The organism is Calidifontibacter terrae (assembly GCF_054778835.1).
In genome coordinates, this window is the sequence record NZ_BAAGZF010000002.1 from 668858 (window position 1) to 693378 (window position 24521).

A 24521-nucleotide genomic window follows, 5' to 3' on the forward strand; every position below is an offset into this window, starting at 1 on the left:
TCAGCGGTAGTTGGTGAACTGGACCGCGACGTCGAGGTCGGCGGCTTTCAGCAGGCGCTGGATCTCCTGCAGGTCGTCGCGCGACTTCGAGGTCACCCGCAGTTCGTCACCCTCGATCCGCGACTTCACCGTCTTGGGGCCCTCGTCGCGGATGATCTTGGAGATCTTCTTCGCGTTCTCCTGGGAGAGGCCCTCCTGCAGGTCGGCCTCCATCCGGTAGATCTTGCCGGACAGCCGGGGCACTCCCTCGTTGCTCAGATCGAGGGTCTTGAGGGACACATTCCGCTTGACCAACTTGGTCTGGAAAACGTCAAGGACGGCCAGGCAGCGCTCTTCGCTGTTGGCCTCCATCACGATCTGCTCGCCGCTCCACTCGATCTTCGCGTCGATGTTCTTGAAGTCGTAGCGCGTAGCGATCTCCTTCGCCGCCTGGTTCAGGGCGTTGCTGACCTCCTGCTTGTCGACCTTGCTGACAATGTCGAAGGAAGAATCGGCCATGGTGGGCTCCTTTGTCGGCGGGTGGGCTCGGCCAGCAGTATGCCCCAGACGGCGGCGCCACCAGCAGGTGTGGCACGTGCCACCCGGCTCGATTGGCGGGCCGCCCCCTGCACTTGCTAGCCTTGGCGGCGCACTCATGCCAGGTTGCCCGAGCGGCCAATGGGAGCGGACTGTAAATCCGTCGCGAAAGCTTCGAAGGTTCGAATCCTTCACCTGGCACCCCGTGTGGGGAAAGGCCCGCCCGTCCATCTGACGGGCGGGCCTTTCTCGTTACTCGGGCGCGAACCCGCTAGTAGCGATGCTGCGGGACAATGGTCACAGTTCCGTGACCAGGAGGAGTGAGCGATGAGCAAGAAGCCCACAGTGGTGGTTGTCGGTGGAGGGTTCGGCGGTCTTTCGGCAGTCCGCGCCCTGCGCAAGGCGGATGTCGACGTCGTCCTGATCGACCGACACACCTACAACACTTTCCAGCCACTGCTCTACCAGGTGGCGACCGCGACCCTGAACCCAGGTGATGTCACCTGGTTCCTGCGCGCCGTACGCGAACACAACCCGGCCGTGCGTTTCGTCAACGGCGATGTGGTCGGGATGGATCACGACCGTCGCGAGGTGCTGCTCGACGGCGGCGACACGATCGCCTACGACTACCTCGTCATCGCCACCGGCGTCACCGCGAACTACTTCGGCATTCCCGGCGCGGCCGAAAACAGTTTCCCGCTCTACACCCGCAGCCAGGCGCTGAAACTGCGCGACGCGATCTTCACGAACATCGAGTACGCAGCCGCTCGCCGGCCGAACGACGATCTGCGGATCGTCGTCGTCGGCGCCGGCCCGACCGGTGTCGAGACCGCCGGAGCGTTGGCCGAGATGCGCAACGTCGACATGGCGGTCACCTACCCGGAGCTGGACCCGAAGCGCGTTCACGTGACGCTGGTGGAGATGGCGCCGACCGTGCTCGGCGCGTTCCACGAGGACAGTCGCAACTACGTACGCAAATCGTTGGAGAAGCGCGGGGTCGACCTGCGGTTGTCGACCAAGGTCCACGAGGTCCGCAAGGACGGCGTCGTCATCGGCGACGACAAGGAGCTGCTGCCCGCCGGCATCGTCGTCTGGGGGAGCGGCGTCACCGCGCCCCAGATTGTCGGGAAGTGGGGCGTTCCGCAGGGCCGCGGCGGTCGTATCGAGATCGACGCACATCTGCGGGTCAAGGGCCTGGCGAACGTCTACGCCGTCGGCGATATTGCGGTCGGCGAGGGCGATCTCGCCCTGCCGCAGCTCGCGCAGCCGGCGCTGCAGGGCGGCAAGTACGTCGCCAAGGAGATCGCCGCGCTGGTCAAGGGCGAGGCCCAGGAGAAGCCGTTCAGCTATAAGGACAAGGGCATCCTGGCGACCGTCGGTCGCAGTTCGGCCGTGTCCGAGGCAACCCACATGCCGCGCCTGAGGGGCCTCCCGGCCTGGGCGATCTGGACCGGTGTCCACGTGTTCACCCTGCTCGGCAACCGCAACCGGGCAGCCGCGATGGTGAACCTCGGTTCCCGTTATCTGTTCTGGCGCAAGGGACACAACGCAATCGTCGGTGAGACCCCGATCGCCCGCTCGCAGCGCCGGCCGGAGAACCCTCGTCCGGAGGCTGTTGCTGCTGATGAGGTCGAGGGCCAGGCCCACCCGCAGGATTGACGCACCACCCCGCATCACCCCCAACGGCTGCACCTACCTGCAGACGCTGACGTTCTACTGCAGCATTTGCCGACTGGTGCGGCGGTTGGGCGTTCGGGGCCGCGTGGTTGCATGACCTGGTGGAAGCGGAGCGGATGACCAAGGGTCGGTTATGGGTGTTGCTGGTCGTGCTCGCCACGCTGTCGATGCTCGGTCCGTTCAGCATCGACACCCCCTTCCCGGCGTTTGGCCGGATGGGTCGGGAGTTCGCGGTCAGCACCGATCAGATGCAGTTGGTCGTGACGGCCTACATGCTCGCGTTCGCGGTGATGAGCCCCTTCCACGGACCACTGTCGGATTCGATCGGTCGCCGACCGGTGATGCTGGCCGGACTGTCCTGCTACGGCCTTGCCTCGATCGGGTGCGCGCTGTCGCAGTCGTTGCCGATGCTGCTGGTATTCCGTGTGCTGCAAGGCCTTTCGGCCGGCGGTGGGGTGATCGTCTCGCGTGCGGTGATCCGCGACCAGTTCGAGGGCGCGCAGGCGCAACAGCTGATGAGTCGGGTCACGATGATCTTCGGCATCGCTCCCGCGGTCGCCCCGGTGATCGGCGGCTGGCTGCTCAACGTCGGCTCATGGCGGGCAATTTTCTGGTTCCTGGTGGTGGTCTCAGTGGCGCTCACTGCGCTGGTGGTGTTCGTGCTGCCGGAGTCACACCCGGTCGAACGGCGCACTCCGTTCCGTCCGGCGTCCCTGCTGGCGGGCCTGATCCAAGCAGGGCGCTCGCCGGCTTTTCACCGGGTCTCCTGGGCAGCGTCGCTGAACTTCGCGGCCTATTTCCTTTATGTCGGGGCCGCCCCGATTTTCGTCGTTGACCTCCTCGGACGCGGGGAGGGCGATTTCTGGATGCTGTTCGTCCCCCTGATCGCCGGCATGGTCATCGGCTCGGGAATCTGTTCCTGGAGCAGCGGCCGCTTCTCGATCGACCGACTGGTCACGGCCGGCCTGATCTTCGCCTTCGGAGGGTCGCTGGTGAACCTCGCCCTGGCCTCCGTCGAGGCCACCGCACGACTGCCGTACGCCGTCGTCGGTCCCTTCCTGATCGGCATCGGAACCGGCGCCTGCTATCCGGCGCTGCAGCTGAAACTGCTCGACATGTTCCCGGGCAGCCGGGGCTCGACCGTCTCGCTGTTCACCTTCTTCACCCTCGTGATGAACGGACTGGTCGCCGGCTTCGTGGCGCCGCTGGTCACCGGTTCGCTGCGCACGATGGCGCTGTCGGCGCTCTGCGCCCAGATCGCCGGGCTGCTGATCTGGGGCAGCCACCTGCGCCATCGGACCAGCGGATGAGCTACCTGACGCTCGCGCCCGGCCCGGATCGGGTGGCCGAGATCGAGGTGAAGCGCTCGCGGTTCCGCGCGGTATTGCGGCGCGTCGACGACGAGCCCGCGGCGCGCGAACTGGTCGCCGAACTGCGTCGGACTCACCGCGACGCCCGTCACCATTGCACCGCGTTCATCCTCGGCCCGGAGCCACACATCGAGCGCTCCAACGATGACGGTGAACCGGCCGGCACTGCGGGTGGGCCGATGCTCGATGTGCTGCGCGGTCACGAGCTGTCCGACGTCAGTGCGGTGGTCGTACGGTGGTTCGGCGGAACGCTGCTCGGCGCCGGGGGCCTCGTCCGGGCCTACGGCGAGGCCGTCACGGCCGCGCTCGAGGGGGTCCCCCTCGTACGCCGGACGGAAGAGGAGCTCTTCGACCTGCCGGTTTCGCACACCGAAGCGGGGAAGGTTGAGGCGGATCTACGGGCGCGACAGGTGAATGTGCTCGGAGTGGACTACCTCGACCGAGCGGTGCTGCACCTCGCCGGGTCGCCCGCCGAACTCACCGCGCTCGTCGCCGACGTGACAGCCGGCCGCGGCTCGCTGGCGTCGGCGGGTTCGCAGTGGGTCGATCGCCCCGCCGCCTCGAGGTAACTCCTCCGGTCTCAAGCACCGCGAATTTCGGATGCCCTCGAACCGGACCGGTTATCGCAAGGTGAGGGGATCGGGGGTCGTACGGTGTGCCGGTGACCGACACCTTGCTGCGCCTGTCCGAACCCGCCGGCCGGCGGCTCCTGGCCACCGCGGTGACCGGATCGGGTTTGGTGTTTCTCGACGGCACCGTCGCCAACGTGGCCCTTCCGCGCATCGGTGCAGACCTCGGCGCGGAACTGGCCGGGCTGCAATGGGTGATCAACGCTTACACGCTGACCCTCGCGGCCCTGATCATCGTCGGTGGATCGCTGGGCGACCGCTTCGGTCGCAAACGGGTATTCGCCTGGGGGACAGCTGGCTTCGCCGTCGCTTCCGTTCTGGTGGCGCTGGCTCCGACGATCGGAACCCTGATCGGAGCCCGCGCGCTCCAGGGCATCGCCGCCGCGCTCTTGACGCCCGGCAGTCTGGCGATGCTGCAGGCCTCGTTCCACCCGGAGGACCGGATGAAGGCGATCGGCGCGTGGACCGGAACCCTCGGGATCGCGACCGCGGCCGGGCCCGTCCTGGGCGGATGGCTGGTCGGGATCGACTGGCGAATCGCCTTCTGGATCAACCTGCCGATCGCGCTGATCGTGTTGTGGTTGCTGCGCCCGGCACCCGAGACCTCCGACCCCGGTGCCGCGCGTCACATCGACCTGCCGGCTCTGATCCTCACTCCGCTGACGCTGGCCGCGCTCACCTGGGCGCTGACTGTTGGCGCGACGGCCTCGGGCCTGATCGCCGCGGTCGTTGCTGTCGTCGCGGCGATCGCCTTCATCGCGGCTGAGTTGCACGCTCGCCATCCGATGGTGCCGCCACGGCTGTTCCGCAGTCGGGTGTTCTGCGTCATCAACCTGGTGACGCTGTTCGTCTACGGCGCGCTCACCGGCAGCATGCTCTTCCTGGCGGTGTTCCTGCAGGTCAGCGCCGGGTGGTCACCGCTGGAGGCAGGCGCCGCGACGGTTCCGGTCTCGATCGCGATGTTGCTGCTCGCCTCCTGGTTCGGCGGGTTCGCGACCCGTCACGGCGCGCGGCTGCCGATGGTGGCCGGGATGGTGGTGCTGGCCACCGGGCTCGCGCTGCTGGCGTTCGCCCCGGAGCACCCTTCGTACGCCGTCCATATTCTGCCGGGCGTTGTTCTGCAGGGTCTGGGTCTGTCGATGCTAGTCGCGCCGCTCACCGGAACCGTGCTGGCGGCAGTTCCGGACAGTCAGTCCGGGGTGGCCAGCGGGATCAACAACGCCATCTCCCGTACGGCGGGCCTCATCGCGGTGGCCGCCTTGCCGACCGTCGTCGGTTTGTCGGGAGCTGCCTATCGGGATCCGGTGGCTGTCGCGCATGCCTACACCTCGGCGCTGTGGTGGTGTGTCGGGGCGGTTCTGATCGGCGCAATCCTGACCGCCGTCGGCCTCACTGCACGACAACCCAAGTAAGGACCCCGGCCGCTTGAGCGACCGGGATCCTTTACTACTGCTGCCGTCAGGCGTTGCTGGTGGAACGCCGACCGGTCGCGATCGGCGCGGTGATCAGCTGCTCCGGGATGCCCATTCCATCGACCAGGGTGCTGGCGTGCGGGCGCAACTCGGCGCAGAGGGAGTTCACCGTCGAACTCACCAGTCGCGAGCGGGTGGTGTTGAGCCGGCCGTGTTCAAGGAACCAGCCCTTGTCGTCCTCGATCGAGCTGAGGGCGTAGAGGCTGACGACCTTGCCCATCAGTTCCTTCGCTTCATCGTCACGCATGGCGTCCTGGGCCTCCAGCGCGGCTTCGAGGATGCAGCGGTCGATGTGGGTGCGCGCCGCGAACAACACGTGGTCCTGGGCCGCGTTGAACAGCTCGAAACCGTTGTCCTTGGTGGCCTTTCGCAGCCGCTTGCCCACCGTCTCCAGCGCGTGATCGGCGCGCTGCTCGAACATCGACAGCTGCCAACCGGCATCGTCCATGGCCGACTCGTTGTCGCGGCCCTTGGCCAGATCGCGCAACCGCTGCAGTCCGGCGCGACCGGTGGTGCGCTCCACCAGGCCCTCGGCGACCTGCTTGGTGACCAGACCGGCCAACTCGGCCATCGCAAGATCGCCGAACATCTCCTTGTATTCGGTCAGCAGGCCCTTGGCGACAAGCTGCAGCAACACCGTGTTGTCGCCCTCGAAGGTGGCGAACACGTCGACGTCGGCGCGGGCCTGAGTCAGCTGGTTCTCGGCGATGAACCCGGCGCCACCGCACGCCTCGCGGCAGATCTGCAGCGTCTGGACCGCAAAGTCGGTCGAGACGGCCTTCAACCCGGCGGCGCGGCTCTCCAATTCGCGGATTGCCTCCTTGGGGTGCTCCTGCCCGTCCGGCAGCGGGGTGCCGTGCAACTCCTGCAGCGTTTCAGTGAGCGCGTTCTGCGCGAACTGCAGCGCGTAGGCCTTCGCCAGCGGCGGCAGCAGCTTGCGCTGGTGGGCCCGGTAATCCAGGATCACCGTTTCCTGGGCCTGGCCGGGGGCGTCGAACTGGCGCCGGCGCTCGCCATAGCGAACCGCGATCGCCAGGCCCTTGCGGGCCGCGCTGACCGAGCCGCCGCCGACACAGATTCGGCCGCGTACGAGGGTCCCGATGGTGGTGAAGAAGCGTGCGTTCTCGCCGGCGATGTCGGAGACGTAGCGTCCTTCGTCGTCGATGTCCGCGAACTTGTTCAACAGCGCATCGCGCGGAATCCGTACGTCGGAGAAGGCGAAGGTGCCGTTGTCGACGCCCGGCAGACCACCCTTGACGCCGTTGTCTTCGATGGTGACGCCCGGCAGCGGGTTGCCCTGCGCATCTCGTACGTCCATCAGCACCGCGTGGACGCCCTGATCGCCTTCGGGGGTGATCAGCCGGCCGAAGATGACGGCCATCCGCGCGTCTTTGGCCGCGTTGCCGATGTAGGTCTTGGTGGCCGAGGGAACCGGGGTGTTGACGACCAGCTCGCGCGTCGCGTGGTCATAGGTGATCGTCGTCTCGAGCGCCTGAACGTTGCTGCCGTGGCCGATCTCGGTCATGCCGAACGAGCCGAGAATCTCGCCGTTCATGATGGCGCTGAGGTATCGATCGTGGTGCCGCTCGGTGCCCAAGCGGGCGACGGCGCCGCCGAAAAGACCGAACTGCACCCCGAGCTTGACCAGCAGCGACAGGTCGCCGTAGCCCTGCATCTCGAACAGCGCGACCGAGGAGCCGTAGTCGTAGGTGCCGCCGTATTGCTGCGGGAAGCCAACCTTGCCCTGACCCTGAGTGGCCAGCCGAACCAACTGGTTGGTGACTCGATCACGTTGTGCCGCAACGGATTCGCCGGGCGTTCCGAGCAAGTCGTCGGGGCTGACGCGGCCGTCAGCCAGTTGGGCGCGGAAGTCCTCGCGCAGGTCGTGCCAGTTGCCGTCGAGCGCTTGGCGCAGAGCAGAAGCGGTGTCGGTCATGACGTTCTCCGTTCGTGGTGATCGCTGGAGCGGTCGAGGCCGAAGACCCCGCTCAATCCGAGCGAAGCAAATTCGGCGAGGTGATCGACGACTTCCGCGCGGGGAAGTCGGGGGGAATCAGAAAGCCAGCGGTCCGCGGCTTCGCGGACGTAGCCGACCAGGGCGTGGCCCCAGGTGCGGGCCGGGGCGGGATCGCGGCCCTCGGCGACCAAGGCGATCTCGAAAATTTCGGTGAGCCGTCCGGCGATGGCGTCGGTCAGCCCGGCCACCGGATCGGACTCCGGGGGTAGATCCACCAACGGGCGGCGTACGACGAATCGGTAGAGCTCCGGGTCGTTCTCGACCAGCGAGAGGTAGCTGCCGATGACGGCGACGAGGACCCCGCGGGGGTCACCGGCCAGCGGTGAACCCTCGACGGGTGTGGACGAAGCACCATGAGTCAGCGCCTTGTCGAAGTCCTTGAGGATGATCGCGTCGACTCCCTCGCAGACCGCGAGGTAGAGCCCGAGCCGGTCGCCGAAGTGGCGGTAGATGACGGTCTTGCTGGTGCCGGCAACGGCGGCGATCTCGTCCATCCCGACCGTCGCGCCGTGCTTGCGCACAGCGCGAATCGCCGCCTCCACCAGCTGGCGTCGGCGGTCTGCTCGGTGTTGGGTCCAGCGCGCGTCGCGGCCGTCGACCCGATCGTTTTCGGAACTCATGATGATGGAACAGTATCCGAAACTAAACGTACCTGCTACTGTCGGTACCGGTAAATTTTGTGACGGACGAATTCCGTTGCCTCACCATCGAAACACGGGAGAAACCTCCATGCGTGACGTTTACGTCCTCGGCGGAAACCGCATTCCGTTCGCTCGCTCCGGCGGCAAATACCTCAAGGCCTCGAACCAGGACATGCTGACCGCCGTCATTGACGGTCTCGTGGCCCGTTTCGGCCTCGGCGGCGAGCGCCTGGGCGAAGTCGCCGCCGGCGCTGTCATCAAGCACAGCCGCGACTTCAACCTGACGCGCGAGTGCGTCCTGGGGTCACACCTGGACCCGACCACCCCCGCGTACGACGTGCAGCAGGCCTGCGGCACCGGCCTGCAGGCGGTCGTACAGGTTGCGAACAAGATCTCGCTCGGCCAGATCGACTCCGGCATCGCCGGTGGTAGCGACACCACCTCGGACGCGCCGCTGGCGGTCAACGACGACCTGCGCAAGACGCTGATGAAGCTCAACTACGCCAAGACCCCGCAGCAGCGGATCCAGGCGCTGCTCAAGGTTCGCCCGAACCAGCTCGCGCCGGAGCAGCCCAGGAACGCTGAGCCGCGCACCGGTCTGGCGATGGGTGACCACATGGCGATCACCGCCGCTGAGTGGGGCATTGCGCGTGAGGCGCAGGACGAGCTGACCGTCAAGAGCCACCAGAACCTCGCGGCCGCCTACGACCGTGGCTTCTTCGACGACTTGGTGACGCCCTACCTCGGTCTGACCAAGGACCAGAACCTGCGTCCCGACTCCAGCATGGAGAAGCTCGCCAAGCTCAAGCCGGTCTTCGGCAAGGGTGAGGGCGCCACGATGACGGCCGGGAACTCGACCCCGCTGACCGACGGTGCGTCGGCCGTGTTGCTGGGTTCGGCCGACTGGGCCGCAGCGCACAACCTGACCCCGCTGGCTCGTTTCGTCGACGCCGAGACCGCCGCCGTTGACTACGTGCACGGCGCCGAAGGTCTGCTGATGGCTCCGCCCTACGCGATCGCTCGACTGTTGCAGCGCAACAACCTCACGCTGCAGGACTTCGACTTCTACGAGATCCACGAGGCCTTCGCCTCGACCGTGCTCTGCCACCTGGCCGCCATGGAGTTGCCGGAGTTCTGCAAGGACAAGCTCGGCCTTGACGCCCCGCTCGGCTCGATCGACCGCAGCAAGCTCAACGTCAACGGTTCCTCGCTCGCCGCGGGCCACCCGTTCGCGGCCACCGGTGGCCGCATCACCGCTTCGCTGGCCAAGATGCTCCACGAAAAGGGCAACGGCGCTCGCGGACTGATTTCCATCTGTGCAGCCGGCGGCCAGGGCGTCGTCGCGATTCTGGAGGCATCGAAGTGACCGACGGTTTCACCAAATTCGTCAACCAGGGCTTTGGCAAGACCGTTGCCAAGAACCTCGGCTTGCCCCAGCCGGCCATCCTTCGCCGGTTCAAGGCCGGTCAGGACCTGTTGGAGGGATCGGCTGCGGTCGGCTCCGTCGCCGGCAGCCAGCTCGGCTCGGTCGTCAGTGACCTGATCACCGAATCGGGTGCGAAGGTCATTGAGGCCCAGGCAGATTCGTCGTACGGCGAGAAGCTTTCGGCAGTCGTTTTCGACGCCTCGGCCGCCACCACGATCGACCAGCTCCAGGAACTGCGCGCGACCATTGGTCCCGCGATGAAGGCCCTGGGCAAGAACGGCCGCATCGTGATCATCGGTGCCGTTCCGTCGGAGAAGAAGAACGTTGAGGCGGCAGCCACCCAGCAGGCGCTGGAGGGCATCGCCCGCAGCCTCGGCAAGGAGATGCGCGCTGGTGGCACCGCCAACCTGCTGCGCGTCGCCGAAGGTGCCTCGCCCGAGGCCGTACGCGGTCCGTTGCGGTTCTTCCTGTCCAGCCGGTCCGCGTATGTCTCGGGCCAGCCGGTCACCATCGTCGACACCGAGACGGTCAGCGTCGCCGACCTCGACCGCCCGTTGGCCGGCGAAGTCGCCGTGATCACCGGTGCCGCTCGCGGCATCGGCGCCGAGATCGCCAAAGTGTTCGCTCGTGCGGGCGCCAAGGTCATCGCCGTCGACATCCCGGCCGCCGGCGAGTCGTTGACGAAGGTCGCCAACCAGATCGGTGCGACTGCCCTGCAGCTCGACATCACCTCCCCCGACGCGGGGGAGCGGATCGCCAAGGCGGTCGCGCAGCATTCCGACAAGCTGGACATCATCGTCCACAACGCCGGCATCACCCGCGACAAGCTGTTCGTCAACACTGACGAATCCCGTTGGGGCAGTGTGCTCGACGTGAACCTGCAGTCGCAGTTCCGGATGAACGCTGTGCTGCTGGACCCGGCTGTCAAGGGTGGCCTGAAGGATGGTGGACGGATCGTGTCCGTCGCCTCCATCAGTGGCATCGGCGGCAACCGGGGTCAGTCGAACTACGCCGCCTCCAAGGCCGGTGTCATCGGCATGGTGCGCGAGTTGTCCCAGGAGCTGGCCGACCGCCGGATCACCGTCAACGCGGTGGCCCCCGGGTTCATCGAGACCGAGATGACCGCCAAGATTCCGGTGGCCACCCGCGAGGTGGGCCGCCGGTTGAACTCGCTGCTGCAGGGCGGCCAGCCGGTCGACGTCGGTGAGGCGATCGCGTTCTTCGCGGAGCCGACCTCCGGCGGCGTCACCGGCCAGGTCCTGCGGGTCTGCGGCCAGTCGCAGCTCGGCGCCTGATTCGTTTCGTCTTTGTCGAACCCCGCCGGGCCCCACCGCCCGGCGGGGCCGCCCCACAAGGCAAGGTTGTTATCAATGACCAGAACCATCGAGCTGTCCGCGACGCCGACCCTCGGTCCGATGCTCGCCAAAGCAGCCGCCACCGGATTCATCCGCAAGGGCCGCGCCCTGCCCGACGTACGCGTCGTGCAGCACGACCTGCGGATCGACCAGAACGCGCTCGCCGCCTACGACCAGGTGTGTGGCTTCCCGGTCACTCACCTGGTGTCCTCGACCTACCTGCACGTTCTTGTTTTCCCGTTGCAGGTCACGTTGATGGCCGACAAGGAGTTCCCCTTCCCGTTGCTGGGCAGCGTTCACCTCACCAACACGATCACCCAGCACCGCCGGGTGGACGCGCTGGAGGTGCTCGACCTGGAGGTGACCGTCGAGAACCTGCGTCCGCATTTCCGCGGTGCGCAGGCCGATCTGATCGGTCGTATTCGGGTCGGAGACGAGGTGGTGTGGGAGGAGGTCTCCACCTATCTCTTCCGTGGCCAGAAAGTCCCTGGCGAGGTGCCACCCAAGCCGCAGGAGGTCGAGCCGATCGACGGTCCGGGCATCGTGTGGCCGCTCACTGCAGACCTGGGACGTCGCTACGCGGCCGTCTCCGGCGACGTGAACCCGATCCACATGCACCCCCTGACCGCGAAGGCGTTGGGTTTCCCGACGACGATCGTGCACGGAATGTGGAGCAAGTCGCGGATGCTCGCGGCCGTCGAGAACCGACTGCCCGAGGCGTACACGATCCACGTCGAGTTCAAGAAGCCCGTGCTGATCCCCGGCAAGGTGCGCTTCATCGCCCGCGAAACGCCGGCCGGTGGCTGGGATTTGGCCCTGCGTGCGGCGCGCAAGGACAGCGTTCACGCAGTGGGAACCATCACACCTGGGTCGTGACCCGGGGGTCGATTTCAGATTTCGACGGGACCTCAGGTAATCTCGTCGCTGCGCTGCTGCGGAGGAAACTTCGCATCGGTGGCAGGCCCCTATAGCTCAGACGGTAGAGCGTCTCCATGGTAAGGAGAAGGTCAACGGTTCGATTCCGTTTGGGGGCTCTGGTTCACGTCATCGCCGGGAATGATCACCGGCGAGCAGGTGTTCCCCCTGGCGGGGTAGCTCAGCTGGTTAGAGCGCACGACTCATAATCGTGAGGTCGCGGGATCGAGCCCCGCTCCCGCTACCAAGCAGCACCACCCCGATCACATATCCGTTTTTCTCGAGAGCAGGTTGCCCCGTGGCTAGCAAGTCATCCGAAGTTCGTCCCAAGATCACCTTGGCGTGCGTTGACTGCAAGGAGCGCAACTACGTCACCAAGAAGAACCGCCGCAACAACCCCGACCGGTTGGAAATGGCCAAGTTCTGCCCGCGCTGCGGCAAGCACACCGCCCACCGCGAAACTCGCTGACTTCTGCGGCTCCTTCGCAGTCGAAACCCCCGGCCACTGGCCGGGGGTTTCGTGCGTTCTGCTGGGTTGCCCGCCCCCTACCCACCTTCTCGCCCCTACCCCCTGGAATCCACGCGGATTCCTGGGGCGGGCGGGGGCGGATAGGCTCGCGGGCATGCCAGTGAACCCCGCTGTCGAGGGCCGCACCTACCCGGCCACCCCGACCTATGTCGTCTCGCGCGCGAAGATCTCCGAGTTCGCCGCGGCGGTCGGTGCCACCGACCCGGTGCACTCCGATGTCGACCACGCCCGCAGCCTCGGCCACGCCGATCTGGTCGCGCCGCCGACTTTCGCGGTGATCGTCGCGCAGCAGGCTGAGGCCGCCGTGATGACCGACCCCGAGGCGGGCATCGACTTCTCCCGCCTGGTCCATGGCGAAGAGACATTCACCCACCACCGCCCGCTGGTCGCCGGCGACGAGGTCACCGCGGCCACCACCGTCGACCGCGTACGTTCGGCCGGCGGCCACTGGATGGTGACCCTGAAAACGGCGGTCACCGCGGCTGGCGAACCCGTCTGCGACGTCACCTGCGTCGTTGTGATCCGAGGAGAAGCATGAGCCACCCCGGCATGAGTCACCCCGGCATGAGCCTGCAGGCATCCCAGCTGACCGTCGGCGAGAGCATCGGCTCGGTCGAGATCCCGGTCGCGCGCGCCAACTTCGTGCGCTACGCCGGTGCGTCCGGCGACTTCAACCCGATCCACTGGGACGAACGCTTCGCCACCTCGGTCGGCCTGCCCGACGTGATCGGCCACGGCATGTGGACGATGGGCGCCGCCGTGCAACTGGCCGTCGACTGGGCCGGCGACGCCGCCCGGGTCACGGGCTACGGCGCCCGGTTCAGCGCGCCGGTGGTGGTGTCGTACGACGACGCCGCCCCGCTGAGCGTCAGCGGCACGGTCAAGAAGATCGACGGCGACACTGTCGTGGTCGAACTGGCCGCAACCCAGGGCGACACCAAGGTGCTCTCGCGCGCGCTGGTCACGGTCGACCTGTCGGCCCGATGAAAGAAGCCGAGGGCTTCCCGCTCGCATCGCTGACCACCATGCACGTCGGAGGTCCGGCTCGCCGGCTGGTGATCGCCGAATCGATCGACGAGATTGTCGACACCGTGCGTGAGGTCGACGACGCCGACGAGGAACTGCTGGTCATCTCCGGCGGCTCCAACCTGGTGATCGCCGACGCCGGGTTCGACGGCACCGTTCTGCGCATCGCCAACGAGGGCATCACCCTGGAGTCCGACGACGCCTGCGGGGGAGCGATGGTGCGGGTCGCGGCCGGCACCGAATGGGACGAGTTCGTCGAACACTGTTGTGCCCACCATTACTCAGGCGTCGAGTCGCTCTCGGGCATCCCCGGACTGGCTGGGGCGACCCCGGTTCAGAACGTGGGGGCCTACGGCCAGGAGGTGGCCCAGACCATCGCGCAGGTGCGGGTTTATGACCGCCACCGGCAGGAGGTCCGCACCTTCGCCAACGCCGACTGCCGGTTCACTTATCGCCACTCGATCTTCAAGGGCACCAGCCGCTTCGTGGTGCTCGACGTTCTCTTCCAACTGCGCACCACCGAGCTCTCGCAGCCGATCGCCTACGCGGACCTCGCCGCCGGTCTCGGCGTTGAACAGGGCGCGCGGGTCCCGCTGGCCGACGCCCGCGAGGCAGTGCTCGCGCAGCGCCGCAAGCGCGGGATGGTGCTCGACCCCGACGACCACGACACCTGGTCGTGCGGGTCGTTCTTCACCAACCCGATCCTGTCGCCCCAGCGTTTCGCGCGGTTCGAACAACAGGCGGCGCAGCGACTGGGCGCCGACGGGCCGACCCCGCCGAAGTTCCCCGGCAGTGACGGCAGCCTGAAGACCAGTGCCGCCTGGCTGATCGACAAGGCCGGCTTCGGCAAGGGCTATGGCATGCCGGGTCCGGCCGCGCTCTCGACAAAGCACACCCTCGCCATCACCAACCGGGGCAACGCGACCGCGAACGACATCGCTGTGCTGGCCCGCGAGGTTCAGGCCGGCGTACGCGATGCGTTCGGGATTGACCTGGTCAACGAACCGGTGTTCGTGGGTCACCAGCTGTAAGCCACTGGTCGATGTCGGCCGACATCGAACGCTTCACCTCATCGGGCGCCAAGCTGGCGCGTACGGACTGCCGGGCCAACTCGGCGAGCTCGAGGTCGCTGAAGCCATGGACGCTGCGCGCCGTTTCGTATTGATCCAGCAGCCGCGAGCCGAACAGCAAAGGGTCGTCCGCGCCCAGCGCGATCGTCGCGCCCGCGTCGAACAGCCGGCGCAGCGGAACGTCCTCGGGGCAGGCGTAGACCCCGAGCCCCACGTTCGACCCGGGGCAAAGCTCGAGCGCGATGTCGGTGTCGAGGATCCGTTGCAGGACCGGGTCGGATTCCGCCGCCCGTACGCCGTGGCCCAGGCGCTGCGGTCCGAGCGCGTCGATGGTCTCGCTGATCGCCTGCGGTCCGAGCAACTCCCCGGCGTGGGGGACAGCCGCCAAACCCGCTTGGTGGGCGATCCGGAAGGCGGGCGCGAAATCGGCGGTACGGCCGCGTCGTTCGTCGTTGGACAGGCCGAAGCCGATCACTTCGCCGGCGTGACGGGCGGCCAAGCGGGCGAGGGTACGGGCATCGAACGGGTGCCGGATGCGGGATGCCGCGACGAGCACCCCCACGCCGGTTCCCGTTGAGGCGCCGGCCGCGCGCGCTTCGTCGATGACGATCTCCAGCATCGGGGTCACGCCGCCGACGAACCCCGCGTACGACGTCGGGTCGACCTGGATCTCCAGCCAGCGCGAGCCCTCGCGGGCGTCGTCTTCGGCGGCCTCGCGGATGATCCGCCGCATGTCTGCCTCGTCGCGCACACAGGCGCGGGCGACGTCGTACAACTTCTGAAATCGGAACCAGCCGCGCTCATCGGCCGCGGACAGCTCCGGCGGCCAGTCCTGCTGCAGGGCCGCGGGCAGGCGCAGGCCATGCTTGGCTGCCATGTCTCGTACGGTCGTGATCCGCATCGAACCGGTGAAGTGCAGGTGCAGATGCGCCTTGGGCAGAGCCGCGAGGGGGCGGCGAACGTCAGGACCTGGCATGACGGAACCGTAGTCGTGGGTCTGGGGACGGCCGCGTGGGTGGGCTCAGTTGGCTTAACCCCGCGGTCCTGACGTAGACTCGTCCTTCGGTTGGCTGACCCCGACGTCGCTGCTGCGCGCCTTGTGGTGCAGATGGCGATGCAGGACCACGCCAACCGCTGTGCCGGACTCCAACCGTTCGGCATAGGGCACTAGCTCAATTGGTAGAGCACCGGTCTCCAAAACCGGGGGTTGGGGGTTCAAGTCCCTCGTGCCCTGCGTCGTACGTGATCACACCGATCAATATCAGGAGAAGAGGCAACGTGGCCCAGACGAGCACCAACAGCGCTCGCGACACGGAGTCAGCCTCGACGGGCTTCTTCGGCCGCATCCTGCTGTTCATCCGGCAGGTGATTGACGAGGTCCGCAAGACCGTCCGTCCCACCCGCGACGAGCTCTACCAGTACACCGTGGTGGTGGTCATCTTCATCGTGGCCATCATGCTCTACGTGATCGGCCTCGACCAGGTGTTCATCCGGGCCGTGGACTTTGTCTTCGGGTCCAACTGACCATCACGTCCACGACACGCATCACAACGACAGGAAGCAGGTCCATGACTGAGCAGCCGAACACCGACGCCGAGGTCGACACCCTCACCGGGGCCGACGTCTCGTACGAGTCGGACATCGCCGCTGACCAGGCCCGGGTCGCCGACGCCGAGGAGGAGGGCATGCCCGCTCCCGAGGACGACGCCGATGGTGAGGGCGCAGCTGCGCCGACCGACGCCGACTCGACCGACGCTGACTCGACCGACGCCGACTCGACCGACGCTGACTCGACCGACGCTGAGGCCACTCCCGCTGAGCCGGTCGACCCGCGCAAGGCCTTCATGGACGAGCTCAAGTGGCAGGCGGGCGACTGGTTCGTCATCCACACCTACGCCGGCTACGAGAAGAAGGTCAAGGTCAATCTGGAGAACCGCATCCAGAACCTGATGATGGAAGATTTCATCTTCCAGATTGAGGTGCCGACCGAGGACTTCACCGAGATCAAGAACGGCCAGAAGAAGTCCGGCAACCGCGTGCGGATGCCCGGCTACGTGCTGGTCCGGATGGACCTGACCGACGAGAGCTGGGGCGCCGTGCGCCACACCCCGGGTGTCACCGGGTTCGTCGGAAACGCCCACTCGCCGTCGCCGCTGAGCATCGACGAGGTCGTCACCATGCTGAACCCGGTCTTCGAAGAGGCCGGCGACGAAGGTGCGACCGGAACCTCGGGCTCGCAGGGTGGCGCCACCAAGAAGGCCGCCGCGACCGCCGAGGTCGACTTCACCATCGGCGAGTCGGTCACCGTCATGGAGGGCCCGTTCGAGACCCTCGATGCGACCATCTCCGAAATCAACGCCGACACCCAGAAGCTCAAGGTGTTGGTCTCCATCTTCGGCCGCGAAACGCCGGTCGAACTGGGCTTCAACCAGGTCACCAAGCTCTGAGTTGAACCCCGCCTCGCCCGGACCACGGGTGAGGATTGCAACCGGGTCATCGCCCACGGCGTAGGCCCAACCAACAGGAAAGAGGAAGGCAATGCCTCCCAAGAAGAAGGTCTCCGGCTTCATCAAGCTGCAGATCCAGGCCGGCGCCGCAACGCCGGCTCCGCCCGTCGGTCCCGCGCTGGGTCAGCACGGTGTCAACATCATGGAGTTCGTCAAGGCCTACAACGCCGCGACGGAGAGCCAGCGTGGCAACGTCATCCCGGTCGAGATCACGGTCTACGAAGACCGCTCGTTCACCTTCATCACCAAGACCCCGCCGGCCGCTGAGCTGATCAAGAAGGCTGCGGGCGTTGCGAAGGGTTCCGGCGAGCCGCACAAGACCAAGGTCGCCAAGCTGTCGGCCGAGCAGATCCGCTCGATCGCTGAGCAGAAGATGCCCGACCTGAACGCGAACGACCTCGAAATGGCCGAGCGCATCATCGCGGGCACCGCCCGCTCGATGGGCATCGAGACCCCGTAGTTCCCGTTGGTTGAGTCGACCGGGCCAAGCGCCCGGTCGACTCCCGCCAACCGGTCACCGTGGTAGGGCCGGCGCAGGTCCGTACAACCACAACTCCCATTCAGTAACAACACGAGGAGAACCTCATGCGCAGCAAGAGCTACCGCAACTCTGCGGAGAAGATCGACCCAGACGCCCTGTACGCACCGCTGCAGGCTGTCCGTCTGGCCAAGGAGTCGGCCACCACCAAGTACGACTCGACCGTTGAGGTCGCGTTCCGTCTCGGCGTTGACCCCCGCAAGGCCGACCAGATGGTGCGCGGCACCGTCAACCTGCCCAACGGCACCGGCAAGACCTCCCGCGTGTTGGTCTTCGCCAACGGTGACAAGGCTGCCGCCGCTGAGGCCGCTGGCGCTGACTACGTCGGCTCCGACGACCTCATCGCGAAGGTTGCCGGCGGTTGGACCGACTTCGACGCCGTTGTCGCCACGCCGGACCTGATGGGCAAGGTCGGTCGCCTCGGTAAGGTCCTCGGCCCCCGTGGTCTGATGCCGAACCCGAAGACCGGCACCGTCACGATGGACACCGCCAAGGCAGTCACCGAGATCAAGGGCGGAAAGATCGAGTTCCGCGTCGACAAGCACGCCAACCTGCACTTCATCATTGGCAAGGCCTCGTTCGACGAGACCAAGCTGGTGGAGAACTACTCGGCCGCGCTTGACGAGATCCTGCGTCTCAAGCCGGCCTCAGCCAAGGGTCGCTACATCGCCAAGGCGACCATGTCGACCACGATGGGCCCGGGCATCCCGCTGGACGCCAGCGTGACCCGCAACCTGCTGTCGGAAGACGCTTCGGCCGACCAGGCCTGAGCTTCGTACGTCGGAAACGGCCGCGCACCCCAGCCGGGGTGGGCGGCCGTTTCGCTGTTGAAGGTCACGGTTGCGCAAAGTGGCGTGCACGAAGGGCCTGTGAGTTCGTACGATTCCTGCAGCTTGGTCGCGCGAATGCGGCCACACATCCCGGGGGAAACCACACTTCATGCGTACGACCACTGCCGCCGTCTTGCTGTCCGCTGCCGCTATCTCGTTGGCGGGATGTGGCACCAAGGGTGGTGACACCGCGGGCAGCAGCTCAAAGGTCTCCACGACCACCAGCGCATCCTCGACCGTGTCGTCGACGGTCACCTCGACTGCTCCGAGCACCACCACGACCACGACCGAGGTGTCCGTGACCACTCCGGCGCCCGGAGCGTCAGTGAGCAGCAGCGCGCTCAGCGCCGAACTGGATGCCGCGCTGGCTGATGCGAAGTCGTTCGAGGTCACCACGAACCTGACCGACACGACGGCCACGTTGGCGTTCGTGACGGTGAGCCCGCAGCGGACGGACTACGTGATGAAGGACTCCGAGAGCGAGCTGCGGGTCGTCGACAACGTCGTCTACCTGCGTGACGGCGCCCGCAAATGGTCGAGGCTGAAGAGCTCCGACGACCTTCAATCGATGATGGCGATGGGGATGGGCGCGATGGCAGAGATGGCGTCGGCCAATACCCAGTCGGCCTTGATCGCCAAGGGGCGGTCGACCACCTTCGTGGGCGTGGAGAACGGCGAGCGGCACTATCGCACCGCAGTCCCGGGCACCGCTTATAACGAGGTGATGGCGCAGCGGATGGGGAAGCTCCCCGGGATGTCGGAGTCCGACAAGGCCGACATGACCAGCCAGGTGAGCAGCGACGACGCCAAGTATGCGAAGGCGACGCTCTACGTCGACACCTGGATCGGGGCGAACGGCCTGCCCAGTCACTTCAGCCTCGACGGCACCGAGTTGGCGAGCCTCGACACCGAGGCGGACGGCCCCGACGTGATCACCCTGCGCTATTCGAAGTGGAACAAGGTGCCGCCGATCGTCGCGCCGCCCGCCGCCCAGGTGACGACCATGCCGAACATGTCGGGTGATATGTCGGGTGATATGCCGAGTGACGGCGCGTCGCCCAGCTCGGCGAGCTGACCGGCGTACGCCCGCCGGCGCCCGTTGGCGGGCGTCGGCGCGATTTGGTCGGAACCGCAAGCGCCCCGTACGATGAAGACACCAATGACCGCCGGTCGGCAGCTGCGCAAGCAAATGCCCGAAGGTCCCGTTGAATCGGGCGTCCAGCGCAGGTGAGCTTCAAGACCTGACGTGCACTGCACCCAGAGCCTCGAGCGCATCTGCGCCGGGGCTCTTTTTCTGTGGACCGGACCGATCGGCAACCACGATCGAAGGAGGTCCGCATGGCGAAGCTCGACAAGAACGCCGCCATCGCCGAGCTCGCGGGCAAGTTCCGCGAGTCGGGTGCGGCCGTGCTGACGGAGTACCGCGGTTTGACCGTGGCGCACCTGACTCAGCTGCGCAGCGAACTGCGTGAGCACGCGACCTACGCCGTGGTGAAGAACACTCTTACCGAGCGTGCTGCGCAGGAAGCCGGCGTTACGGCTTTCGATGGCCAGCTCGTCGGACCTTCCGCCATCGCCTTCGTTACCGGTGACCCGGTCGAGGCGGCCAAGAAGCTGCGTGACTTCGCCAAGGCAAACCCGCTCCTCGTGATCAAGGGCGGCGTGCTTGACGGCAAGCCGCTCTCGGCCGAGGAGATCACCAAGCTGGCAAGCTTGGAATCCCGCGAGGTTCTGCTGGCCAAGTTGGCTGGCGCTATGAACGCATCGCTCAGCAAGGCGGTTTACCTCTTTGCTGCCCCGCTGTCGCAGACCGCACGTGTGGTCGACGCCCTGCGCGCCAAGGTCGAGACCGAAGGTCCGGCCGCGGAGAGCACCAACGACAGCACCCCCGACGTCGCCGAGGGTGGCGACGAGAACTGAGCACCCGCTCGGTTCGATTTCACTAAAAACGCCACTCACGGCAAGAAACGAAAGGAAGCCATCATGGCGAAGCTCAGCACCGACGAGCTCCTTGAGGCCTTCAAGGAAATGACCCTCATCGAGCTCTCGGAGTTCGTGAAGCAGTTCGAGGACACCTTTGGTGTCACCGCTGCTGCCCCGGTTGCGGTTGCCGCAGCCGGCGCGCCGGCCGGTGGCGGCGAGGCCGCTGCCGAAGAGCAGGACGAGTTCGACGTCGTCCTGGTTGCCGCTGGCGACAAGAAGATCGGCGTCATCAAGGAGGTCCGCGCGCTGACCTCCCTGGGTCTGAAGGAAGCCAAGGACCTGGTTGACGGCGCTCCGAAGCCCGTTCTGGAGAAGGTCGACAAGGCCACGGCCGAGAAGGCCAAGGACCAGCTTGAGGGCGCCGGCGCCACCGTCGAGCTCAAGTGAGTTCTGCCGCGTAAGCGGCACTCTCGACCAGCGGGTCGGACCGAAAGGTCCGGCCCGCTGTTCCGTTGCGTCCAAGTGAGCGAGGAAAATCGTTGGCGGGTTGTCGGTGGTGACCCGTAGCGTCTGTGAATGCCATGAGTGATACCAAAACCCCCTCCCCGTCCGTCGGTTCGCCCGAACGTCAGGTCAACTGGCGCCGCGTCCGAACCCCGGTCGCGGCTGTTGCGCTGGTCGCGTTGTGCATTGCCGCGCTCGGGCAATCCCTCGGAACTGTCGTGGCCGGCCGCTTGGCCGAGAACACCACCGCCGCCTTGATCTGGCTGCTGCTGGCGTGTGTCGTCGGTGGCGCCTTGCTCGACACGATCGGCCGGTTCCTCTGGGCTGGGGTGATCGACCGCGCCGAGGGCAAGCTGCGCGAAGACCTGCTTGACGCGGCTCTCCACCAGCCGCTGACCGCGCTCAGCGAACAGGCCGTCGGTGAGGTTCTCGACCGGGTCGATGACGACACCCACGAGGTGGGAACCCTTGTGCGGCAACAGTTGTGGATGGTTATGCGGGCTATGGCCTCGACCATTCCGCTCTGGGTGATCGCCAGCTTGACCTGGTGGCCGGGCTGGTTCGCTTTCCCGATCGTCGCGGTCGCGGTGGTGTTGGTGATGCGTCCGCTGTTGCCCTCGATCGCGACGAAGAAGGTCGTCGAAGAGGCCGCCTGGACCGACCACGCCGCAGCGCTGGAGGAGGGCATCGCGGGGCGTGACGACCTTCGTACGAGCCTGGGGCAGTCGTTCGCCATTCGTCGGGTCACCGAGTTGTCGGCGATCGTCCACGCCCGGTTCCGCGACGTCATCGCGCTGGAGCGGGCGGTCACTCTGCGATCGGCGATGGTGCTGCACTCGCTACTCGCTGCGGTCGTTATCGCCGGTGTCGCGCTGGTCTCCGATGGTGCGATGTCGCTGGCCCAGTTGGTCACTTTGTTCCTGGTCACCAGCATGTTTGTCGGGCTGATCGGCAACGTTGCCCACCAGCTGCCGGACCTTCAGGCCGGCCTCGGCGCGATCATCCGGTTGCGCCAGATGCTCTCGGTCGCCCCGGAGCCGATGGGTGGCAACGAGCTGCCCGCCGGCGGGCTCGACCTGGACTTCGACCAGCTCCACTTCGCCTACGGCGAGGGCACCTTCGCGCTGCGCGATGTGACTCTCCATGTCCCGAGCGGACAGACCATCGCATTGGTTGGCCGCACCGGATCGGGCAAATCGACCCTTGCGTCGTTGGTGTCGCGCGCGGTCGACCCCGAGCCGGGAGCCGTACGCCTGGGTGGGGTCGACGTCTTGAGTCTCGACCTGCACGCGCTGCGCGACGCCGTCGGCGTCGTCACCCAGCGCACCGAGATCGTCGCGGGAACTCTCCACGACAACATCACCCTGTTCGCAGAGCGTTCGCGCGCCGAGGTTGAGTCGGTCGTCGACGAGCTCGGCATCGCCGAGTGGGTCGCCGGCCTGCCCGAGGGCCTCGACACCGTCCTCGGCCCCGGCGGAACCTCCCTGTCGGCGGGGGAGGAGCAACTGCTGGCGTTCGCGCGCTTGCTGGTCCGCGACGTACGAGTGGTCGTGCTGGATGAGGCGACCGCACGAATGGACCCGCTGACTGAGTCCCGAGTGGTGGCGGCTTCCCACCGACTGCTCATCGGGCGCACCGGAATCCTGGTCGCCCACCGACTCTCGACTATTGCTCGCGCCGACTTGGTGGCTGTTCTCGACCGCGGTGAACTGGTGCAGTTCGGCCCGCGTGCCGACCTGGCCGCGGCCCCCGGCCGCTTCCGCGACCTGTTGGTCGCGGCCGATGTCGACCACGACTCCCAGGACGACCTCTCCGACGAGATCGTCGCTGTTGGCGCGGCCCGGCGCCGGGGAACACCCCCGGTGCGTCCCGCAACGGGAACTGGTCCGTCGTTAGCGAAGGGAACCTGGCGCGCGCTGTTGGTGCGTCCCAAGTGGGGAATGTTGTCGGTGGGGCTCTTCCTCGGCTTCTCGCTGGCCGGTCCGGTGGGTGCATTCACCGGTTTCCTCTGGGGCCACACGGTCGAAGACCTGCGCGCCGGGTCGGTCACCTGGTGGTGGCCGCTGGGCGTCGTGTTCAGCGTCATGGTTGGGCCGTGGCTGCTCGCCCAGGCGATTTCGCTCTACCCCCGCTGGTGGGTCGAGATATTGCTGCGGGTGCGCATGTCTGTGCTCGTCGGGCAAACCGGTCAGCGCCGGTTGGAGCCGACTCCGCCTGGTGAGGTCGTTGCCCGTGCGATGGATGCCGACCGCTACGCGCGCTACGCCGACCGCTGGGTCGACTTCACCAACGGTGTGGTCATCGCGGTTGTCACCTCGATCGCCGGTGGCACCTGGCTGGCCGGCGCTGTGCTCGGTGCGGTGATGGTTTCTTCTGCGCTGGCCTCGGCCATCGGACGACCCATCGCGGGTCGGTCGGCCACCGTCGCTTCGGCGGCGCGCGCCGGATTCGGTCGTGCCTTGGTCTCCGCGTTGGAGTCGGTCCGCACCATCAAGCTGGCCGGCCGAACCCCGGAGGTTCACCGCCACCTGCGTGAGGTCGACGGCGGTCGCGTCGATGCCGCTGTCAAGGAGCACCGCGTTCAGGCCGTCCTCGACGGCGTCCCGATCGTGATGGTCCAGCTCGGTGCGGTTGCCGCATGGGCTGGATTGCTCTGGGGCAGTTGGGGATTGGCCACCACGCTGCTGGTTGTCAACGCGGTGAACGGTTTCGACTGGTTCGGTCGAGTTGCCGGAGCTGTCGTCACTGAGGCTCCGGGAACGCGGTCGTGGCAGAAGGCGACCAGTGCGATGGCTGGCGGTCGCGACCTGATGGATCTGCCCGAGGGCATCGACCTCGTCAAGGGCATCGCGCCCGAGGCGGCCGAGGTTCCGCGCACCCGGTTGCAGGCCATTCGGCTGCGCGACCTGAGCGCGGTCCACGACGACGGAACGATCGGTGTCGAAGACGTCGACCTGACCATCGAACGCGGCGAACTGGTGTTGCTGCTGGGACAGGTCGGGTCAGGCAAGTCGAGCCTGCTCGGCGCGCTGGCCGGGCTGCTTGACCACACCGGGTCGATCACCTGGAACGGTGCGGAGATCGACGACGCGGAGGTCTTCCTGCGGCCGGGCCAGGTAGCCTACGTCGCTCAGGTCCCGCGGGTGCTCTCGGGCACCTTCGCCGACAACGTCCAGCTGGGTCACTCCCGTGACTTCGATCAGCCGGTCTCCGACGCGCGGCTCACGCCCGACGTCGAGACCGCCGGCGGTCCCCACGCGCTGATCGGACACCGCGGCGTACGGCTGTCTGGCGGCCAGGTGCAGCGTCTGGCCTTGGCCCGGGCGCTCGCCGCGGATGCCGAGTTGCTGTTGGCCGACGACGTCTCCAGTGCGCTCGACGCGACAACGGAGATCGAGTTGTGGCGGGCGCTGCGCGAGCGAGAGGCAACCGTCGTCGGTGCCACCAGCAAGCGGGCGGCGCTGGCGCAGGCCGACCGCGTGGTGGTGCTGGGCGACGGCAAGATCGTCGCGGTTGGCCCGTGGGCCTCGCTCAGCGAGGAGTGGGGCCACCTGGCCGGCTGATCCGGTCGAGCCG

General features: G+C 66.9%; 23 protein-coding genes and 4 tRNA genes. 23 read left to right on the forward strand and 4 right to left on the reverse strand.

Annotation, left to right across the window (positions count from 1 at the left end):
• The gene (locus tag ACYU98_RS05935; protein WP_460467266.1) at window positions 1-498 is read right to left on the reverse strand and encodes a YajQ family cyclic di-GMP-binding protein; all 498 of its coding nucleotides are present in this window, start codon (window positions 496-498) and stop codon (window positions 1-3) included.
• A 138-nt stretch (window positions 499-636) separates the two neighbouring features.
• Between ACYU98_RS05935 and ACYU98_RS05940 the strand changes: the two genes are divergently transcribed.
• From ACYU98_RS05940 to ACYU98_RS05960, 5 genes are all read left to right on the forward strand, one after another.
• Window positions 637-717, forward strand: a tRNA-Tyr gene (locus ACYU98_RS05940).
• 126 nt (window positions 718-843) lie between these two features.
• On the forward strand, window positions 844-2175 hold the full coding sequence (locus tag ACYU98_RS05945; RefSeq protein WP_460467267.1) for an NAD(P)/FAD-dependent oxidoreductase: 1332 nt from the start codon (window positions 844-846) through the stop codon (window positions 2173-2175).
• A 134-nt stretch (window positions 2176-2309) separates the two neighbouring features.
• Complete coding sequence (locus tag ACYU98_RS05950; protein WP_460467268.1) at window positions 2310-3503, forward strand: multidrug effflux MFS transporter; 1194 nt, start codon at window positions 2310-2312, stop codon at window positions 3501-3503.
• Window positions 3500-4132: an IMPACT family protein gene (locus ACYU98_RS05955; protein ID WP_460467269.1), complete on the forward strand. Its 633-nt coding sequence runs from the start codon at window positions 3500-3502 to the stop codon at window positions 4130-4132. The genes ACYU98_RS05950 and ACYU98_RS05955 overlap by 4 nt, the downstream gene beginning before the upstream one ends.
• A gap of 92 nt (window positions 4133-4224) precedes the next feature.
• Entirely contained in the window at window positions 4225-5604 is a 1380-nt protein-coding gene (locus tag ACYU98_RS05960; protein ID WP_460467270.1) for an MFS transporter, read from the forward strand.
• Window positions 5605-5650: 46 nt separating this feature from the next.
• On the opposite strand, the gene ACYU98_RS05965 is transcribed toward ACYU98_RS05960, so the two are convergent.
• Both ACYU98_RS05965 and ACYU98_RS05970 read right to left on the reverse strand, forming a co-directional pair.
• The gene (locus tag ACYU98_RS05965) at window positions 5651-7600 is read right to left on the reverse strand and encodes an acyl-CoA dehydrogenase family protein (protein WP_460467271.1); all 1950 of its coding nucleotides are present in this window, start codon (window positions 7598-7600) and stop codon (window positions 5651-5653) included.
• Window positions 7597-8301 (reverse strand): TetR/AcrR family transcriptional regulator, encoded by a 705-nt coding sequence (locus ACYU98_RS05970; RefSeq protein ID WP_460467272.1) that lies wholly within the window; start codon window positions 8299-8301, stop codon window positions 7597-7599. Before ACYU98_RS05970 ends, ACYU98_RS05965 begins: the two co-directional genes overlap by 4 nt.
• Before the next feature lie 109 nt (window positions 8302-8410).
• Here ACYU98_RS05970 and ACYU98_RS05975 point away from each other — a divergent pair, with 109 nt between their 5' ends.
• The 9 genes from ACYU98_RS05975 (at window position 8411) to ACYU98_RS06015 (ending at window position 14604) form a co-directional block, all read left to right on the forward strand.
• Window positions 8411-9688, forward strand: coding sequence for an acetyl-CoA C-acetyltransferase (locus tag ACYU98_RS05975; RefSeq protein WP_460467273.1), 1278 nt, complete (start codon window positions 8411-8413; stop codon window positions 9686-9688).
• Complete coding sequence (locus ACYU98_RS05980; RefSeq protein WP_460467274.1) at window positions 9685-11043, forward strand: 3-oxoacyl-ACP reductase; 1359 nt, start codon at window positions 9685-9687, stop codon at window positions 11041-11043. Before ACYU98_RS05975 ends, ACYU98_RS05980 begins: the two co-directional genes overlap by 4 nt.
• Window positions 11044-11118: 75 nt before the next feature.
• Complete coding sequence (locus ACYU98_RS05985; protein WP_460467275.1) at window positions 11119-11979, forward strand: MaoC family dehydratase; 861 nt, start codon at window positions 11119-11121, stop codon at window positions 11977-11979.
• Between the two features lie 85 nt (window positions 11980-12064).
• Window positions 12065-12137, forward strand: a tRNA-Thr gene (locus ACYU98_RS05990).
• A 51-nt stretch (window positions 12138-12188) separates the two neighbouring features.
• Window positions 12189-12265 (forward strand) — tRNA-Met (locus tag ACYU98_RS05995).
• 51 nt (window positions 12266-12316) lie between these two features.
• Window positions 12317-12487 carry a 50S ribosomal protein L33 gene (gene rpmG, locus ACYU98_RS06000; protein ID WP_460467276.1) on the forward strand — a complete coding sequence of 57 codons (171 nt, stop codon included), beginning with the start codon at window positions 12317-12319 and terminating at the stop codon, window positions 12485-12487.
• A 154-nt stretch (window positions 12488-12641) separates the two neighbouring features.
• On the forward strand, window positions 12642-13085 hold the full coding sequence (locus ACYU98_RS06005; protein ID WP_460467277.1) for an FAS1-like dehydratase domain-containing protein: 444 nt from the start codon (window positions 12642-12644) through the stop codon (window positions 13083-13085).
• Entirely contained in the window at window positions 13082-13534 is a 453-nt protein-coding gene (locus ACYU98_RS06010) for a MaoC/PaaZ C-terminal domain-containing protein (RefSeq protein WP_460467278.1), read from the forward strand. The genes ACYU98_RS06005 and ACYU98_RS06010 overlap by 4 nt, the downstream gene beginning before the upstream one ends.
• Window positions 13531-14604, forward strand: a complete 1074-nt coding sequence (locus ACYU98_RS06015) for a UDP-N-acetylmuramate dehydrogenase (RefSeq protein ID WP_460467279.1) — start codon at window positions 13531-13533, stop codon at window positions 14602-14604. The genes ACYU98_RS06010 and ACYU98_RS06015 overlap by 4 nt, the downstream gene beginning before the upstream one ends.
• On the opposite strand, the gene ACYU98_RS06020 is transcribed toward ACYU98_RS06015, so the two are convergent.
• Window positions 14570-15619: an adenosine deaminase gene (locus tag ACYU98_RS06020; protein ID WP_460467280.1), complete on the reverse strand. Its 1050-nt coding sequence runs from the start codon at window positions 15617-15619 to the stop codon at window positions 14570-14572. The genes ACYU98_RS06015 and ACYU98_RS06020 overlap by 35 nt on opposite strands.
• A gap of 185 nt (window positions 15620-15804) precedes the next feature.
• Between ACYU98_RS06020 and ACYU98_RS06025 the strand changes: the two genes are divergently transcribed.
• From ACYU98_RS06025 to ACYU98_RS06065, 9 genes are all read left to right on the forward strand, one after another.
• A tRNA-Trp gene (locus ACYU98_RS06025) sits at window positions 15805-15877 on the forward strand.
• 44 nt (window positions 15878-15921) lie between these two features.
• Entirely contained in the window at window positions 15922-16167 is a 246-nt protein-coding gene (gene secE, locus ACYU98_RS06030) for a preprotein translocase subunit SecE (protein WP_460467281.1), read from the forward strand.
• Between the two features lie 44 nt (window positions 16168-16211).
• Window positions 16212-17090, forward strand: coding sequence for a transcription termination/antitermination protein NusG (nusG, locus tag ACYU98_RS06035; protein ID WP_460467282.1), 879 nt, complete (start codon window positions 16212-16214; stop codon window positions 17088-17090).
• A gap of 91 nt (window positions 17091-17181) precedes the next feature.
• Complete coding sequence (rplK, locus tag ACYU98_RS06040; RefSeq protein ID WP_460467283.1) at window positions 17182-17610, forward strand: 50S ribosomal protein L11; 429 nt, start codon at window positions 17182-17184, stop codon at window positions 17608-17610.
• A 125-nt stretch (window positions 17611-17735) separates the two neighbouring features.
• Window positions 17736-18458, forward strand: coding sequence for a 50S ribosomal protein L1 (rplA, locus tag ACYU98_RS06045; RefSeq protein ID WP_460467284.1), 723 nt, complete (start codon window positions 17736-17738; stop codon window positions 18456-18458).
• Window positions 18459-18627: 169 nt separating this feature from the next.
• Complete coding sequence (locus ACYU98_RS06050; protein ID WP_460467285.1) at window positions 18628-19593, forward strand: hypothetical protein; 966 nt, start codon at window positions 18628-18630, stop codon at window positions 19591-19593.
• A gap of 263 nt (window positions 19594-19856) precedes the next feature.
• A complete protein-coding gene (gene rplJ, locus ACYU98_RS06055) occupies window positions 19857-20438 on the forward strand; it encodes a 50S ribosomal protein L10 (RefSeq protein ID WP_460467286.1) in 582 nt (193 codons plus the stop codon).
• A 63-nt stretch (window positions 20439-20501) separates the two neighbouring features.
• Window positions 20502-20888: a 50S ribosomal protein L7/L12 gene (gene rplL / locus ACYU98_RS06060; RefSeq protein ID WP_460467287.1), complete on the forward strand. Its 387-nt coding sequence runs from the start codon at window positions 20502-20504 to the stop codon at window positions 20886-20888.
• 134 nt (window positions 20889-21022) lie between these two features.
• The gene (locus ACYU98_RS06065) at window positions 21023-24508 is read left to right on the forward strand and encodes an ATP-binding cassette domain-containing protein (RefSeq protein WP_460467288.1); all 3486 of its coding nucleotides are present in this window, start codon (window positions 21023-21025) and stop codon (window positions 24506-24508) included.
• Window positions 24509-24521 lie beyond the last annotated feature (13 nt).